Source organism: Actinomycetota bacterium (genome assembly GCA_030774015.1).
Classification (GTDB): Bacteria; Actinomycetota; UBA4738; order UBA4738; family JACQTL01; genus JALYLZ01.
Genome location: JALYLZ010000025.1, coordinates 16,508 through 30,627, shown reverse-complemented (window position 1 = coordinate 30,627; position 14,120 = coordinate 16,508). Strand labels below are relative to the sequence as shown.

Annotated in this window: 15 protein-coding genes and 1 tRNA gene; 15 read left to right on the top strand and 1 reads right to left on the bottom strand. The window is 71.5% G+C overall.

Translation table 11 applies throughout. From position 1 onward, the window contains the following. Nucleotides 1–133: 133 nt before the first annotated feature. Nucleotides 134–207: transfer RNA gene (locus M3Q23_01650), tRNA-Val, on the bottom strand. Between the two features lie 37 nt (nucleotides 208–244). Between M3Q23_01650 and M3Q23_01645 the strand changes: the two genes are divergently transcribed. From M3Q23_01645 to M3Q23_01575, 15 genes are all read left to right on the top strand, one after another. Then, a complete protein-coding gene (locus M3Q23_01645; GenBank protein ID MDP9340815.1) occupies nucleotides 245–643 on the top strand; it encodes a F0F1 ATP synthase subunit epsilon in 399 nt (132 codons plus the stop codon). A gap of 48 nt (nucleotides 644–691) precedes the next feature. Further along, entirely contained in the window at nucleotides 692–1,825 is a 1,134-nt protein-coding gene (locus M3Q23_01640; protein ID MDP9340814.1) for a mandelate racemase/muconate lactonizing enzyme family protein, read from the top strand. Nucleotides 1,826–1,899: 74 nt separating this feature from the next. Further along, nucleotides 1,900–3,168 carry a UDP-N-acetylglucosamine 1-carboxyvinyltransferase gene (gene murA, locus M3Q23_01635; GenBank protein MDP9340813.1) on the top strand — a complete coding sequence of 423 codons (1,269 nt, stop codon included), beginning with the start codon at nucleotides 1,900–1,902 and terminating at the stop codon, nucleotides 3,166–3,168. Then, on the top strand, nucleotides 3,165–5,204 hold the full coding sequence (locus tag M3Q23_01630; GenBank protein ID MDP9340812.1) for a hypothetical protein: 2,040 nt from the start codon (nucleotides 3,165–3,167) through the stop codon (nucleotides 5,202–5,204). The genes murA and M3Q23_01630 overlap by 4 nt, the downstream gene beginning before the upstream one ends. Nucleotides 5,205–5,208: 4 nt before the next feature. Next, nucleotides 5,209–5,982: a CPBP family intramembrane metalloprotease gene (locus tag M3Q23_01625; GenBank protein ID MDP9340811.1), complete on the top strand. Its 774-nt coding sequence runs from the start codon at nucleotides 5,209–5,211 to the stop codon at nucleotides 5,980–5,982. A gap of 29 nt (nucleotides 5,983–6,011) precedes the next feature. Beyond that, complete coding sequence (locus M3Q23_01620) at nucleotides 6,012–6,854, top strand: NAD-dependent protein deacylase (protein MDP9340810.1); 843 nt, start codon at nucleotides 6,012–6,014, stop codon at nucleotides 6,852–6,854. Nucleotides 6,855–6,901: 47 nt separating this feature from the next. After that, a complete protein-coding gene (locus M3Q23_01615; protein MDP9340809.1) occupies nucleotides 6,902–7,327 on the top strand; it encodes an SCP2 sterol-binding domain-containing protein in 426 nt (141 codons plus the stop codon). Nucleotides 7,328–7,364: 37 nt separating this feature from the next. Then, nucleotides 7,365–8,405 carry an alcohol dehydrogenase catalytic domain-containing protein gene (locus M3Q23_01610; GenBank protein ID MDP9340808.1) on the top strand — a complete coding sequence of 347 codons (1,041 nt, stop codon included), beginning with the start codon at nucleotides 7,365–7,367 and terminating at the stop codon, nucleotides 8,403–8,405. Beyond that, a complete protein-coding gene (locus tag M3Q23_01605; protein ID MDP9340807.1) occupies nucleotides 8,402–8,824 on the top strand; it encodes a hypothetical protein in 423 nt (140 codons plus the stop codon). Before M3Q23_01610 ends, M3Q23_01605 begins: the two co-directional genes overlap by 4 nt. Nucleotides 8,825–8,870: 46 nt before the next feature. Continuing rightward, the gene (locus M3Q23_01600) at nucleotides 8,871–9,299 is read left to right on the top strand and encodes a cyclic nucleotide-binding domain-containing protein (protein ID MDP9340806.1); all 429 of its coding nucleotides are present in this window, start codon (nucleotides 8,871–8,873) and stop codon (nucleotides 9,297–9,299) included. 9 nt (nucleotides 9,300–9,308) lie between these two features. Next, on the top strand, nucleotides 9,309–9,974 hold the full coding sequence (locus M3Q23_01595) for a zinc-ribbon domain-containing protein (GenBank protein ID MDP9340805.1): 666 nt from the start codon (nucleotides 9,309–9,311) through the stop codon (nucleotides 9,972–9,974). 54 nt (nucleotides 9,975–10,028) lie between these two features. Next, on the top strand, nucleotides 10,029–11,261 hold the full coding sequence (locus tag M3Q23_01590; protein MDP9340804.1) for an FHA domain-containing protein: 1,233 nt from the start codon (nucleotides 10,029–10,031) through the stop codon (nucleotides 11,259–11,261). Between the two features lie 26 nt (nucleotides 11,262–11,287). Next, entirely contained in the window at nucleotides 11,288–12,229 is a 942-nt protein-coding gene (gene meaB, locus M3Q23_01585; GenBank protein ID MDP9340803.1) for a methylmalonyl Co-A mutase-associated GTPase MeaB, read from the top strand. A 72-nt stretch (nucleotides 12,230–12,301) separates the two neighbouring features. Then, on the top strand, nucleotides 12,302–13,270 hold the full coding sequence (locus M3Q23_01580; protein ID MDP9340802.1) for an FHA domain-containing protein: 969 nt from the start codon (nucleotides 12,302–12,304) through the stop codon (nucleotides 13,268–13,270). Then, the gene (locus M3Q23_01575) at nucleotides 13,267–14,091 is read left to right on the top strand and encodes a hypothetical protein (GenBank protein MDP9340801.1); all 825 of its coding nucleotides are present in this window, start codon (nucleotides 13,267–13,269) and stop codon (nucleotides 14,089–14,091) included. Before M3Q23_01580 ends, M3Q23_01575 begins: the two co-directional genes overlap by 4 nt. Nucleotides 14,092–14,120 lie beyond the last annotated feature (29 nt).

The following is a 14,120-nucleotide window of genomic DNA, read 5'->3' as shown; positions in this document are numbered from 1 at the left end:
CTGGCCCGGGTAGCTCATCGGGACCCAGGGTCCCGATCACCGCCGTCACGCAAGTTCGAAGTCTATCAGTGGAGAGGAGGTGGCCTAGCCGCCGTTCAGCCACCTCGAGTCGGACCTCTCCTTTCGGAGAGGGCGCCCGGGCCGGGACTCGAACCCGGATCTCCCGCTGCGTGACGGCGGTGCTCTCTCCATTTGAGCTACCCGGGCGCCTCGGCGTGGACGCTAGCAGGGGGGTGTGACACCCATGGCGGAGAACCGGCTCGAGGTGCACGTGGTCACGCCGGAGCGCGAGGTGTGGACGGGCGAGGCCGACATGGTCGTGGCCCGTGCCGCCGACGGCGAGGTCGGCATCCTGCCCGGCCACGCGCCGTACCTGGCGGTGCTCGCGCCGGGGCCGCTTCGGATCAAGGACGGCGGGAACGAGGAGCGTGCCGCGGTGGACGGCGGGTTCCTCCACGTGAACGACGACCGCGTGGACGTCCTGGCCGAGCACGCGCTGCTGGCCTCGGAGATCGACGCAGGCCGGGAGCGGTCGCGCCGGGAGGACCTGGAACGGCGGTTCCGGGAGGAGCCCACCGACGAGGTCCGGGTCGAGCTCGCCGTCGTCGAGGCCCGCATCCGGGTCGTCGAGCCGGGCTCCTAGGCTGGCCCCAGGGATCGGCACCGGCACGGCGGCCGGCGGGAGGCTTCCATGAAGATCACGGGCATTCGGCTGCACCTGTGCCACTTTCCGCTTCCGGCCCCGTTCCAGCCGTCCTGGCTGGCCGGATTCCCATCGACCACCAACGGCTGCGCCATCTACCGGGTCCAGACCGACGAGGGCATCGAGGGCGTGTCGGCCTCGCCGCTCATCGCCGACGAGGCCCGGGGCCTGGCCACCTTGCTGCGCCTGACCCTGACCGGGCGGGATCCGACCCAGGTGGAGGACGTGTTCAAGCTGCTGCGCACGGCCACCCGCTCCCTCGGCCTGCGGGCCTGGCACCTGGAGCCGGCGATGTGGGACATCATCGGGAAGAAGGCCGGCCTGCCGGTGTGGCGGCTGCTGGGCGGAGCGCGCTCGCGGGTCCGCGCGTACGCGTCCACCGGGGAGCTCCGCGAACCGGCTCGCCGCGTGGACGACGTCCAGGCGCTCCGAGAGCAGGGATTCACCGCGGTGAAGCTCCGCATCCGGTGGATGACCGTGGAGGAGGACCTGGCGGTGGTCCGCGCGGTCCGGGAGGCCGCGCCGGATCTGACCCTGATGGTCGACGCGAACCAGGGGTGGCGGGTGCACGGGTTCGGTCCCTACCCGGAATGGGACCTGGCCCGAGCCGTCCGGACGGCGAGAGCGCTGGAGGAGTTCGGGGTGGCCTGGCTGGAGGAGCCGCTGGACCAGTTCGACTACCGGGGCTACGCCGCCCTTCGCGGGCGCACGACCGTCCCGCTGGCGGCCGGCGAGATGCTCTCGGACCTCCACGGGTTCCGGGACATGATCGAGCATCGGGCGGTGGACGTCCTCCAGCCGGACGCCACCCTCACCGGTGGGATCCTGATGGCGCGCAAGGTGGCGTCGATGGCGGAGGCCGCCGGGATCGGCTTCTCGCCGCACACGTGGACGAACGGCATCGGGCTTCGGATCAACCTCCAGGTCATGGGGGCGGTGGCCCAGGAGCCGTGGTGCGAGTACCCCATCGACCCGCCCGGGTGGGTGCCGGAGGCCCGCGATGCCATGCTCACGGAGCCCGTCCGGGTGGATTCCGATGGGTTCGTCACGCTTCCCGAGAGTCCGGGCCTGGGGATCGAGCTCGACGAGGAACGGATCGCCGCGCACGGCCAGGAAGTTTGAGCACCAGAGCCGAGGAACTCCCGGGCCGGATGTTCGGTCCGAACCGCATCCGGGAACCTAGAATCACGGCGTACATGGACAAGCTCGTCGTCACCGGCGGCCGCCGGCTCCAGGGTGTCGTGCCCATCGGGGGCGCCAAGAACTCGGCGCTCAAGCTGATGGCGGCGTCCCTCCTCGCGGACGGGCGCACGGTCCTGGAGAACGTCCCCCGCATCGTGGACTGCTCGACGATGGTGGAGGTGCTGGAGCACCTGGGGGCGACCGTACGGTGGGACGACGGGGCGGTCGAGATCGACACGACGGACGTCTCCTCCCAGGAGGCGCCGTACGAGCTGGTGCAGCGCATGCGGGCGTCCATCATCGTGCTGGGGCCGCTGCTGGCCCGCCACGGCCGCGCCACCGTGGCCATGCCGGGTGGCTGCAACATCGGCTCCCGCAAGATTGACCTGCACACCCGGGGCCTGGAGCGCATGGGGGCTCGCTTCGAGCACGAGCACGGCTACCTGAAGGCATCGGGCCAGCTGCGGGGCGCGGTGGTATCGCTCGACTTCCCGAGCGTCGGCGCCACGGAGAACCTCATGATGGCCGCGGTCGGCGCTCGGGGCACCACGGTGATCGAGAATGCAGCCCGCGAGCCCGAGATCGTCGACCTGGCGGATTTCCTGTCCGAGATGGGAGCCAGGATCGGGGGCGCCGGGACGACGACGGTCGAGGTGGAAGGCGTCGACTCGTTCTCGCCGGTACGCCACCGGGTCATCCCGGACCGCGTGGAATCCGGGACGTTCGCCATCGCCGTGTGCGCCACCGGCGGCGACGTCCTGCTGCGGGGCGCCTGCAGCGACCACCTGGACCTGGCGCTGTCGAAGCTGGGCGAGGCGGGCGCCGAGCTGCACGACGAGCCGGACGGGATCCGGGTCCGCATGGACGACCGGCCCCGCGCGGTGGACTTCGTGACCCTTCCCTACCCCGGATTCGCGACGGATCTCCAGCCTCAGATGATGGCCATGCTGTCCGTGGCCAGGGGAACCAGCATCGCCACGGAGAACGTGTTCGAGAGCCGGTTCATGTTCGTGGACGAGCTGAACCGGATGGGCGCGGACATCCGCACAGAGGGGCACCACGCGGTGATCCGAGGCGTGGAGCGGCTCTCCGGCGCGCCGGTGCGGGCCCTGGACATCCGGGCCGGCGCCGCAATGGCGATCGCCGCGCTGGCCGCCGACGGCGTGACCGAGATCGCCCACGTCTACCACATCGACCGCGGCTACCAGGACTTCGAGGGGAAGCTCTGCGCGCTGGGCGCGGAGGTCAGGCGGGAGCAGGAACGCTCACCCGTCTACACGTGATCCGCCGCCTCGCCGTCCTCCCGCTCGCCACCGCGTTGCTCGTCATCGGGGTCATTCCGGTATCTGCGTCCACGGAACCGACACCGACGCGTTACGCCGTGGTGCTGCTGATCAGAGGGGCCTCCTTCGAGCAGCTCGTGCGGTCGAACCGGGGCCTGCTCCGAACCCTGGCCAGGGCCGGAGGGGCCGGGCTGATGAGCCCGCGCACAGTGGCCGGGGATCGTGGCCCCGGGGCGTACCTGACCCTCGGCACCGGTGTCCGAAGCGCAGCCCCGGAGGTTCGAGTGAGAGGCTCGTCTCGCGGATCGGAGCGCGTTCTGCCGCAGTTGTCGGCCTATATTGCTGCGAACGAGGGCCAGGCCATCCCCGGGCTGCTGGCCTCCGTGCTCGAAGCGCACGGGCTTCGAACATGCCTCGGGCAGGATTCTTCGCGCTTCGTGGGTCCGGGCCTGCTCATGGCGATGGATCGATGGGGACAGGCCAGTTTCGCTCCAACCTCGCCGGACTCACCGGATTGCGCACTGACCGTCGAGGACGACACGTTCACCACCGCCCTGGGGTTACACGGGATGCTGGGATCCCTGGGTGGCTACTTTCAGAGCCTGTACCGGCCCCTGGGCATGCCGATCTCGACCAATCCGCGGCTGTTGGTCATCGTTGTCGAGGCGCGCCCCTCTGCCGCGATGGACCGGGCCAAGGACGAGCTGGCGCCGATCGTGCTGGCGGAGGGGTCGCCGTCGGAGCTGTTTCGGGTGACGGGGCCGATGCACACGCTGACCTCGGACACCACGCGGCGGGTCGGTGTGGTGTCCAACGAGGACGTGGCGCCGACCATCCTGCGGTTCTTCGGGATCGCGGTTCCGCCGGATATGAACGGGTCGCCGATCCGCTTCGACGATGGGCCGGCCCCGTTCGCGTTGCACGCCAAGCATCTCGAGAACCGCCGAGCCACCGTGCCGATCCAGATCGGGGCGGGGATCGCCGTCACGGTAATGGGACTCGTCGCGCTGCTGCTCCTGGCGTGGCGCACGCGTGTCCCCCCGGGCCTGAAGCGGGTCGCGCCCGCCCTTCCGCTCATGGCCCTGCCCCTCGGCGTGGCCGTGCTCGCGGCCGGGCGCCTCCCGCACGAGACCTACGCCTGGACGGTCCCGTTCCTGGTCGCCGTCACCGTCGCGGGCGGCGTGGCCGCCTTTGCGCTCACCGGCCATGGCTCGCTCATGCCTCCCGCGGCCCTCGGAGCGGCGGCCGTCGCCTTCTTCGTGGTCGAGGCGCTGCAGGGGTGGCCGGACACGCCGTTCACGCTGCTCGGCGGGTCGGCGCTGGACGGCGCGCGCTTCTACGGCCTCCCGAACAACATGATCGGGCTGCTGATGGCCTCCGGCCTGTGGGTCGCGGCGATCCTGCGGCCGTACCCGGGATTCCTGTTCCTGCTGGGCCTGGCGCTGTTCGTGGGGTTTCCGGACCTCGGGGCGAACCTCGGGGGCGCGCTCACCCTGCTGGTCGCCGCGGCGCTGTGGCTGGTCCTTCGCCCCCTTCGCCCCGGCCGCAGGCTCCGGTGGCGGGACGCCGCCGTGGCCGCCGGAGTGGTGGTCGCGGGCATGGCCGTGGTGCTGGCCGCCCAGGTCGTGCTGGCCTCGACGCCCACACACGGCACGCGGTTCGTGGAGAACTCCGGCAGCAACGGGATCGGCCACGTGGTGGCCACGCTCGGTGATCGCCTGCTGATCGGGTGGCGGCTCCTGCTCCGGGACCCGTTCGCGTTCGTTCCCGTCCTGGGGCTGCCGGTGACGCTGGCGGTGCTGCTGCGCCCGCCTCCGGTCCTCCGCCTGGCGTTCGACCGCCGGCCGGAGTGGCGGACGGCCCTGATCGTGCTGGTCATGGCCAGTATCGTGGCGTACGTGGTGAACGACACGGGCCCGGCCGCGGTGGGGCTGGGATGGGGGCTGGCCGTGGCGGGAATCCTGTATCTGCCACTGTGGGAAACGAGCCGGTCGACCGTGCCCACCCCAGCGGGCCGGCCCGCCGTTCCGGCATGAGGACATGAGCGACCCGATCCCACCGCGGCCGGACCTTCCCTCGCGCAGGGACGACGCGCCTGCCGGCCAGGGCATCCCCCGAGCTACCTGGAGGTGGTACGAGGCCATCGTGGTCGGCCTGATGGGGTTCGTGGGGGGCGGGGTCATCGGGGCCATCCTGGCGGCGCCGTTCGGCTCGAACCAGGTGAAGCTGGCCCTCCTCGGGCTGGGAACGGACGTGGGGCTGGCCGGCGCGGTGGCCCTGTGGCTGTACACGAACCATCGCGCCGCCATTCCCGCCCTCCGGCTGGACGTCCACCGTCCCAAGGAGCTGCTGTACGGCGTGGGCGGCGGGCTGGCCATCTATGCCATCGCCGTCCTGGGGATCGGTCCCCTCATCGTGGAGGCGCTCCAGGCCATCTCCGGCCGCTCGTCGGTCCGGACGCCGCGTCAGATCCCGGCCCACCTCCACGGCGCCGGCCTCGTGCTGACGGCGCTGTTCACCCTGGTCACCGCCCCGGTCGCGGAGGAGCTGTTCTTCCGCGGGTTCCTGTTCCGCTCGCTCCGCGACCGCCACGGGTTCGTGTTCTCGGGGATCATCTCGGCCCTGGCGTTCGGCGCGGTCCACTACCGCCCGAGCCCGTGGCAGGACTCCATCCTGCTGATCGTGGTGATCTGCTTCGTCGGCTTCGGCCTGGCGTACGTGTACGAGCGGCGCGGGAACCTCCTGGCGAACATGGCCGCGCACGCCACCTTCAACGCCATCGGGTTCGCCCTCATCCTGTCGAAGCAGGCATGACCTCGTGACGGGCTCGGGGGGGGTCTCAAGTGGAACGGGCGGCGGAGGCCATCGCCGGCGGGGACGTCGTGGCCTTCACCGGAGCCGGGATCTCCGCCGAGTCCGGGATCCCCACGTTCCGCGACCCCGGCGGGCTGTGGAGCCGCTTCGATCCCGACCGCTTCGGGACGTGGGAGGGACTGTCCCGGGAGGCCATGACCCGCCCGGACGGGCTGGCGGAGTTCCTGGCGGCGCTGCGCCGAGCCATGTCCGACGCGAAGCCGAACCCCGCCCACCACGCCCTGGCCACGCTGGAGCGGGCCGGGCTGGTGAACGCCGTCCTCACCCAGAACGTGGACGGGTTGCACCAGGAGGCCGGCAGCGAGCAGGTGGTGGAGATCCACGGGTCGCTCCTGGAGCGGCGCTGTCTGGCCTGCGGGTGCGCCGAGCGGGTCCCCCGCAGGGAGTTCCTGGCCGGGCTGGACCACGCCATCCGGGGTCTGCGAACCGCGTTCGTCCCCAGCCTGCTGTCGCTTCTCCCTCGGTGCGCGAACTGCGACGCCCCGACCCGGCCGGGGACGGTCGCGTTCGGCGAACAGGTCCGTGACTTCGAGCGAGCCGAGGGCCTGGCCGGGCGATGCCGGACCATGCTGGTGGTGGGGACCTCCGGCGAGGTCGAGCCCGCGGCGGGGCTGCCCCGAAGGGCCCGCGAGCTGGGCGCGCTGGTGATCCACGTCGGCCCCGGCCCGACCTGGGTCACCGCCGACGTGGAAATCACCGCGCCGGCCGGCCGGGTCCTTCCCGAGCTGGCCGCGAGGGCGCTGGCGGCCACCCGCGCGGCGGGCCGTTCGAACTGGAACCCCGCCGACGCCCCGTGGTTTACTCGCGAGTAGCATTTCGCTGGGACGACGCGCCCAGCCCAGAGGGAGGAGGCCCCGACATGCCGGTGTTCCCGAGCGAGGAATGGTTCCAGCAGTACGTCCAGCGGGTCAACGAGTCCAAGGAGTACAAGGAGGCCGCGGCCACGTGGGAGGGCGACGTCGCCTACGTGGTGGAGCCCGAGCCCGACAAGGGCGTCCCGGACGAGATCTGGGCCTGGCTCGACCTGTGGCACGGCGACTGCCGCGGCGGCGGGATCGTGACCGCGGAGAAGGGCGAGCAGGCCAAGTTCATCATCCGCGCGCCCTACTCCCGGTGGAAGGAAGTCATCAAGAAGGAGCTGGACCCGGTCAAGGGGATGATGCAGGGCAAGCTCAAGCTGAAGGGCGACCTGCCCACCATCGTGCGCTATGTCAAGGCCGCGAACGAGCTGGTGAACCTGGCCCAGACCGTGCCGACCGAGTTCGCAGACGAGGCCGCGAGCTAGCGGCGATGTCGCCTGCGCGCGCGGGACAGAGCACCCAGTGAAGGCCGTCGTCTACGAGGACATCCAGAAGGTCGCCGTCTCCGACGTACCCGACGCCCGCGTCGAGGAGTCCCACGACGCCGTGGTCCGGGTCACCACGGCCGCGATCTGCGGCTCGGACCTGCACTTCTACAACGGCAAGGCGCCGCTCTCGCCGGGCGACGGCATCGGCCACGAGGGTGTGGGGGTCGTCGAGGAGGTGGGCCCCGACGTCGAGGCCTTCGCGCCCGGCGACCGCGTGGTGATCGCCTTCGACATCGTGTGCGGCCACTGCTGGTTCTGCCAGCACGGCCAGACCGCGCTGTGCGACGACTTCCGGAGCCTGGGTGCGGGACCGTTCGGCGGCGGGCTGGGGGGAACGCAGGCCCAGAAGGTCCGCGTGCCGTACGCCGACTTCAACCTGTTGCGCATCCCGGAGGGCATGGAGGACGAGCGGGCCCTGTTCGTGGGCGACATCCTCACCACCGGCTATTACGGGACGGCCATCGCCGGCATCCAGCCAGAGGACACCGTGGCCGTGGTGGGCGCCGGCCCCGTCGGGTTCTTCGCCGTGCAAGGCGCTCTGGTGCACGGCGCGGGGCGGGTGGTGGCGCTGGACATGGAGCCGGACCGGCTGGCCCTCGCCGCGAAGGTCGGGGCCGACACCGTGAACGTCCGGGAGCGGAACCCGCAGATGGCGCTGTCCGACATGACCGACGGACGCGGTGCCGACGTGGTGATCGAGGCCGTGGGGAGCACCGGCGCCTTCGAGACGGCGGTCGAGGTGGTGCGCCGAGGCGGCACGGTCTCCGTGGTCGGGATGTACGTCACCGAGTCGATCGAGATCCCGCTCGGCGTGTACTGGACCCGGACCCTGAAGCTGCTGTTCAGCGGGATCTGCCCCGTGCACACGTGGTGGGACCGGGCCATGCAGGCCGTGGAGGACGGCCGGATCGATCCTCTTCCCATCATCTCCCACACCCTCCCGCTGGCCGAGGCGCCGCACGGCTACGAGATCTTCGAGCGCCGGGAGGCCACCAAGGTGGTGTTGAAGCCATGAGCACGTCCCCCCCGAAGGTCGAGTACACCGATCCCGAACCGAACGGGCTGGCTGCCATGCTCGGCGGCCTCATCGAGGCGAACCTGGAGGCACACCCGGACCGGGCCGCGCTGCTGAAGCCCGCCGTCATCGCGATCACCGCTCCCGACGCGGACGTCTCGGTGACGATCACCATGGCGCCCGGGCGGGTGGCCATGGCGAACGGGGTCCAGGGCCGGCCCAACCTGTTCGTCCAGGCCGACTCCGAGACGCTCATCGAGCTGTCCTCGGTCCCGCTGCGGTTCGGCCTCCCGGACAACATGACGAAGGGTGGCCGGGAGGTCACCGGCAAGCTCTTCAAGGGGACCATCAAGGTCCGCGGGATGTACCGGCACGTCGGCAAGATGGCCCGGCTGAACAAGCTGCTCTCCGTCAACTAGGCTCGCTTCCCTCCGGTCTGGCCGCTGGGGTACGCTCCCTGCCGCGATGGCCCGAATCCCGGCTGCGTTCGTGCGCTTGCTCGGCAGCATCCCGCTGTTCTCGGGCGTGTCCAAGAAAGGGCTGCGGGCGCTCGTGACGGCGACCGACCAGGTCGAGGTCCCCCCTGGAAAGGTCATCGTCCGGGAGGGGGACTTCGACCGGGATTTCTTCGTGATCGTGTCCGGATCCGTCCGCGTCAGCAGGAACGGACGCAAGCTGGCGACGCTCGGCCCCGGGGACTTCTTCGGGGAGATGGCCCTGATGTGCCGAAGACCCCGCACCGCCACGGTTGCTGCGGAGAGCGACACCCAGCTGCTCCTGCTGGGACAGCGGCGGTTCCGCGTGGTGGTCGACCACGAGCCGGCCATCGCCCACTCCATCATGGAGAAGATGGCCGAGCGCCTTCGGGCGTCCGAGCGCGCGATCAGCCACTAGGGGAGGCAGATGCAGTCCGGAACCTGCCCGAACTGCGGCTCGGCGGTCCAGCCCGGAGCGGAGTTCTGCACGGTCTGTGGGACCAGGCTGGCAGGGCTGGGCCAGGGCGCCGGATACGGCTGGAGCGGCCCGGCGGTCCCGCCCGCGCCACCCGTCCCCGTGAACGTCCCGCCGGGCATGACGACGGCGCCGACCCAGCCCCTGCCGCCCACCTCCGCGTCCTCGCCGCCGGCCGCCTCGATGTGGCCCGCCAGCCCTCCGGCCTACTCGCCCTTCCCGGCGACCACCGGCAAGCGAACCTCGGCGCGCCCGGTCGCCGTGCTGGGTGCCATCGCCGCGGCCGCCGGTGCGTTCCTGCCCTGGATCCGGTTCGACTTCCACTTCACCGCGTTCAAGGTCCCGCTGGCGTTCCTGTTCCAGGGGGAGGCCGGCAGCACCGCCGCGAACGCCGGCATCGCGCTGGTCGTGGTGGCCGCGCTCGGGCTGGTCCTGTCGTTCTTCCCGGCCGCCTCGCCCGCTCGACGGTTCCTGGGGCTGGTCGCGCTGGCCGTGCCGGTGGCGTTCGTGGCCCAGCTGCTGCGGTTCGACCACGTCACCGTGGGAAGCCTGTTCTCGAACCTGGGAGCCGGCGCGTACGTGGCCGCCCTGGGAGGCCTGCTCCTGGCGCTGGGCTGAGGCGGCCTTGTCTCCGCTCTCACCCGGCGATAGGGTCCGCCGGGGGGTGGGTGAGTGTCAGCGACCGGCTATTGCCCGCAGTGCGGCACACCTCGAGCTGCGGACTACGACTTCTGCGGGCGCTGCGGCTTCCAGTTCACCGGCGACGGGCCCCCCGCGATGGAGCGTCTCCAGGCCAACCAGCCGCCCCATCTGCTGGTCGCCACGCCGGCGGGGACCCAGGAGTTCACCCTGGATCGTGACCGGCTGGTCCTGGGGCGGGAGCCCGGAGTGGACATCCTCGTGGACGACCGGGTCGTCTCCCGCCGCCATGCCGAGCTTCGCCGGTCCGGTGCCGGATACGAGATCGTCGACCTGGGCAGCATGAACGGGCTGGTCGCGGAGGGTCGGCGAATCCGGCAAAAGGCCCTCCTCGACGGTGAGCAGATCCGGATCGGCGACAGCGTCACCCTGACGTATCGGGCCTCGGCCGCCAAGCCGGCATGGGGCCGGGGGGACCTCAGCCCGACGGTGATGGAGGCGGCCCCGATGCCGGGGCCCCCGCCGCCGCCGGACGTGATCTCGGCGCCCCAGCCGGCTCTCTATCCGCCCGTTACGGCCCCGCAACCACCGGTCTACCCGCCGCCGGTCTACGCTTCCCCGAACGCCGTCGGCCCTCCGCCGCCCACGTACCAGCCCCCGGTCGCCTGGGGCCCCCAGCAGGGCGCGTACCCTCCGGGAGGAGCCTACCCGTCTCCAGGGATCTACCCTCCCCCCCGCTATGGGGGTCCGGTCCTCGCTCCCCAGGCCGCGGCGGCCGCTCCCACAGCCACGGGGGGCCTCAAGGTCAGCGTGGTCCCCCTCATCGGCGGCATCCTGGTGGCGGTTTCCTCGCTGCTCCCGTGGTTCGCCTCGTTCCAGGGCGGCAAGTCCTCGAACGCCTTCGAGGTCCCGGTCGGCTACCTCATCGATCCGCTCAAGGGTCAGGGCGGGCTGAAGGTGGGCATCCTCGTCGTTCTGATCGGGCTCGTCGGCGCTCTGTTGGCCTGCCTCCCGGTCCGGAGGGCCGCGCTCGTCACGCTGGGGACGTTGGCGACGGTGTTCGGCGGGGTCTTCGTGGTGCAGACCATCCGTTTCGTGAACGCCGTCAACCAGGGGGCGGGGCCGGGAGGAAAGGTCAGCGCAACCAGCGTGATCGGCCTTGGTGCGTACCTGGCCGTCGTGGGCGGAGTGCTCATGATGATCAAGGGGAAGGCGCGACGGCCTGCCGCTCCCCCCGCGCCGCCGCCCCCTCCCCCTCGCTGGTAGGGCTCCGACCGGTACGCTTGCCGCCGGTGGACACGACGGCCCTGGTGGAACGGATCCTGTCGGGGGATCGGCGCGCGGTCGCCCGGGCCATCTCCATGGTGGAGGACGGTGCCGAGGGGCTGGCCGAGCTCTCCGCCGGCCTGTACCCGCACACCGGCAACGCCTACACGGTCGGCCTGACCGGCTCCCCCGGGGTGGGGAAGTCCAGCCTGGCCGCCGAGCTGGTCCGAACGGCCCGCGCGCACGACCTGTCGGTGGCGGTGCTGGCGATCGACCCGACCTCGCCGTTCACCGGGGGCGCGCTGCTGGGGGACCGACTCCGGATGCAGTCCCACGCCACCGACCCCGCCGTGTTCATCCGGTCCATGGCCACGCGCGGCCACCTCGGCGGGATGGCCCTGGCGGCGCCGGAGGCCGTCCGGATCCTCGACGCGTCGGGGAAGCAGCTCGTGATCGTGGAAACGGTCGGGGTGGGCCAGGCCGAGGTGGAGGTGGCCCACGCCACGGACACCACGCTCGTCGTGGTCTCGCCGGGCTGGGGCGACGCGGTGCAGGTGGCCAAGGCCGGGATCCTGGAGATCGCCGACGTGTTCGTGGTGAACAAGGCCGACCGGGACGGAGCGGCCGAGGCGGCCCGGGACATCCAATCCATGCTCAGGATGGGCCAGAAGCTCGAGTGGATCCCACCGGTGGTGCGGACGTCGACGGTGAACGGCGAGGGCGTCGACGACCTGTGGGACGCCATCGAGTCCCACCGCAAGCACCAGGAGTCCTCGGGAACGCTGGAGGAGAAGCGGCGGCGCCGGATCGTGGAGGAGGTCAAGCGGATGGTGGGATACCGGCTGGAGGACCACGCCGCCGGATTCCTGTCCGACGGCCCCCTGCTCGAGGACCTGGCCGAGCATCGCATCGACCCCTACGGTGCAGCGGCACACACGATCCAGCGCATCCTGTCCCCGGAAGCCTGAGCCCCGGCCGGAGCGCCCGGCCCTTGCCCTGGAGCCGCGACGGCGATACGGTCGCCGGGGGGGGTGGGTTGAATGTCCGCAGTCGAGGGGGATCCGGCACGCCTCCTCGTCACGACGCCGGCCTGGACCCGGGAGTTCCCCCTCGATCGCGACGTCATGGTCCTGGGGCGGGACCCCGGCTCCGACATCCCTGTGGACGACCTGGAGATGTCGAGGCGCCACGCTGAGCTTCGAAGGTCCGGCGCCGGCCATGTGATCGTTGACCTCCAGAGCCTGAACGGGTTGGTCATGGGCGGCCAGCGGGTCGCGCAGCGGGCCCTCGTGGACGGCGATGAGATCCGGATCGGACAGGGCGTCACCCTCAAGTACGTGGCCTCGGCCGCCGAGCCGGCCGGGGCGATGGCATGGCCCGTCACGCCGGCGTCGGCGTCGGCGGCGGCCGGTTGGTACGCCGACCCCTCGGGTTCCTCCGCGCTCCGGTACTGGGATGGCCGAGCCTGGACGGAGCATGTTGCCGCTCACCCGGCCATGGCCGCTCCTCCCGTTCCTCCGGCTCCTCCGGCTCCTCCAGCCGTCCAGCCGCAAGGCCTCGGTTCCTCCGGCCGCACCGCGCGCGATCTCGCGTTCCTCGGTGGGGCCGCGGCGCTCGTGCTCGGGGGGAGCCTCCTGCCGTGGCTGGGGCGGGATGGCCGCTCCGCCACGAGCTGGGACCTCCCCGTCATCTCCATGTTTCGGGGGCAGCCGGCCGGGGGCCCCAGCACCGGGATCGTGCTCCTTGTGGTGGCCCTGCTGGCCGGCGCCCTCGCCGCGTTTCCCTTCCTGACGCGACGGTCGCCGCGCCCCGGCTACGGCCTCCTCGCGGCGAGTCTGGCCATCGACACGGGGATCGCCGCGGTGATGGCGTCGGCAACCGTCACGCCTCATCTCAACCTGGGCGCCGGCGCCGTCGTGACGCTTGCGGGCGGACTGCTGCTGGGGGTCTACTCGCTGCGGGCCCGCTCCCGGCTGCGCGCGGCCGTCCGAGCCGGACGGACACCGTGAAGCTGTTCGCGCGGTGGCGCGCGGCGCGGGCCGAGGACCCCTGCGGTGAGCGGGGCCAGCTCGGCCCACTGGAGGGGATCCTGATCGTGGGCACGGCGGCCCTCCTCGGCCTGGGCCTGGGCGCGGCCATCAACTACGCCCAGAACGAGCTGTCCGGTCCCGGGAAGCCACCGCCCATCAGGCCGATCGAGCTGGCCACGTTCGGCGCCGTTCCGGACAACGACTGCGGGAAGCGGGTGCTGGGGCTGTTCTCCGGAACCGTCACCTACGACAAGGGCATCTGGTCGGCACCGGACACTCCGACGCCGAAGCTCGCATTCCAGCCCGACGAGGCGGACATCAAGAAGTACAACAAGGAGGTCACCTTCTGGAACGACCTGATGAAGAGCCGGGTCGGTGCGGTCCTGAAGGAGGTGAAGGAACAGGGGTGCGACAAGCCGCCGGAACCCATCCAGAACCCCGGGACGAAAGGACCGGGCGGGGACAACGGCTTCATCTTCGGGACCTACTCCCTGTCTCCGACCGTCACCCCGAACCCCGAGTGCAAGGGGGTGCTGCCGCCGTCCCTGACGGTGAGCTCCGGGGCGAGCGCAACGGAGATCACGCTGACCGTCGCATCGAACGGGGACATCCCCGGGAAGACCTTCAGCAATCTGCCGCTCAGCGGCGGTCCCGGCTTCCGGGCGGACGCTCCGGATCTCCACTGGTCGATCGACGGGACCTTCATCCAGCGCAGCAGCGGAACCATCGTCCAGGGGACGTTCCTGTACAACATCGGCGGCGGATGCGGCGTCACCTACGAGGGGACGGCCGGCCACTGACGCGGGCATCCGCGCCACTCCCTCCCCAC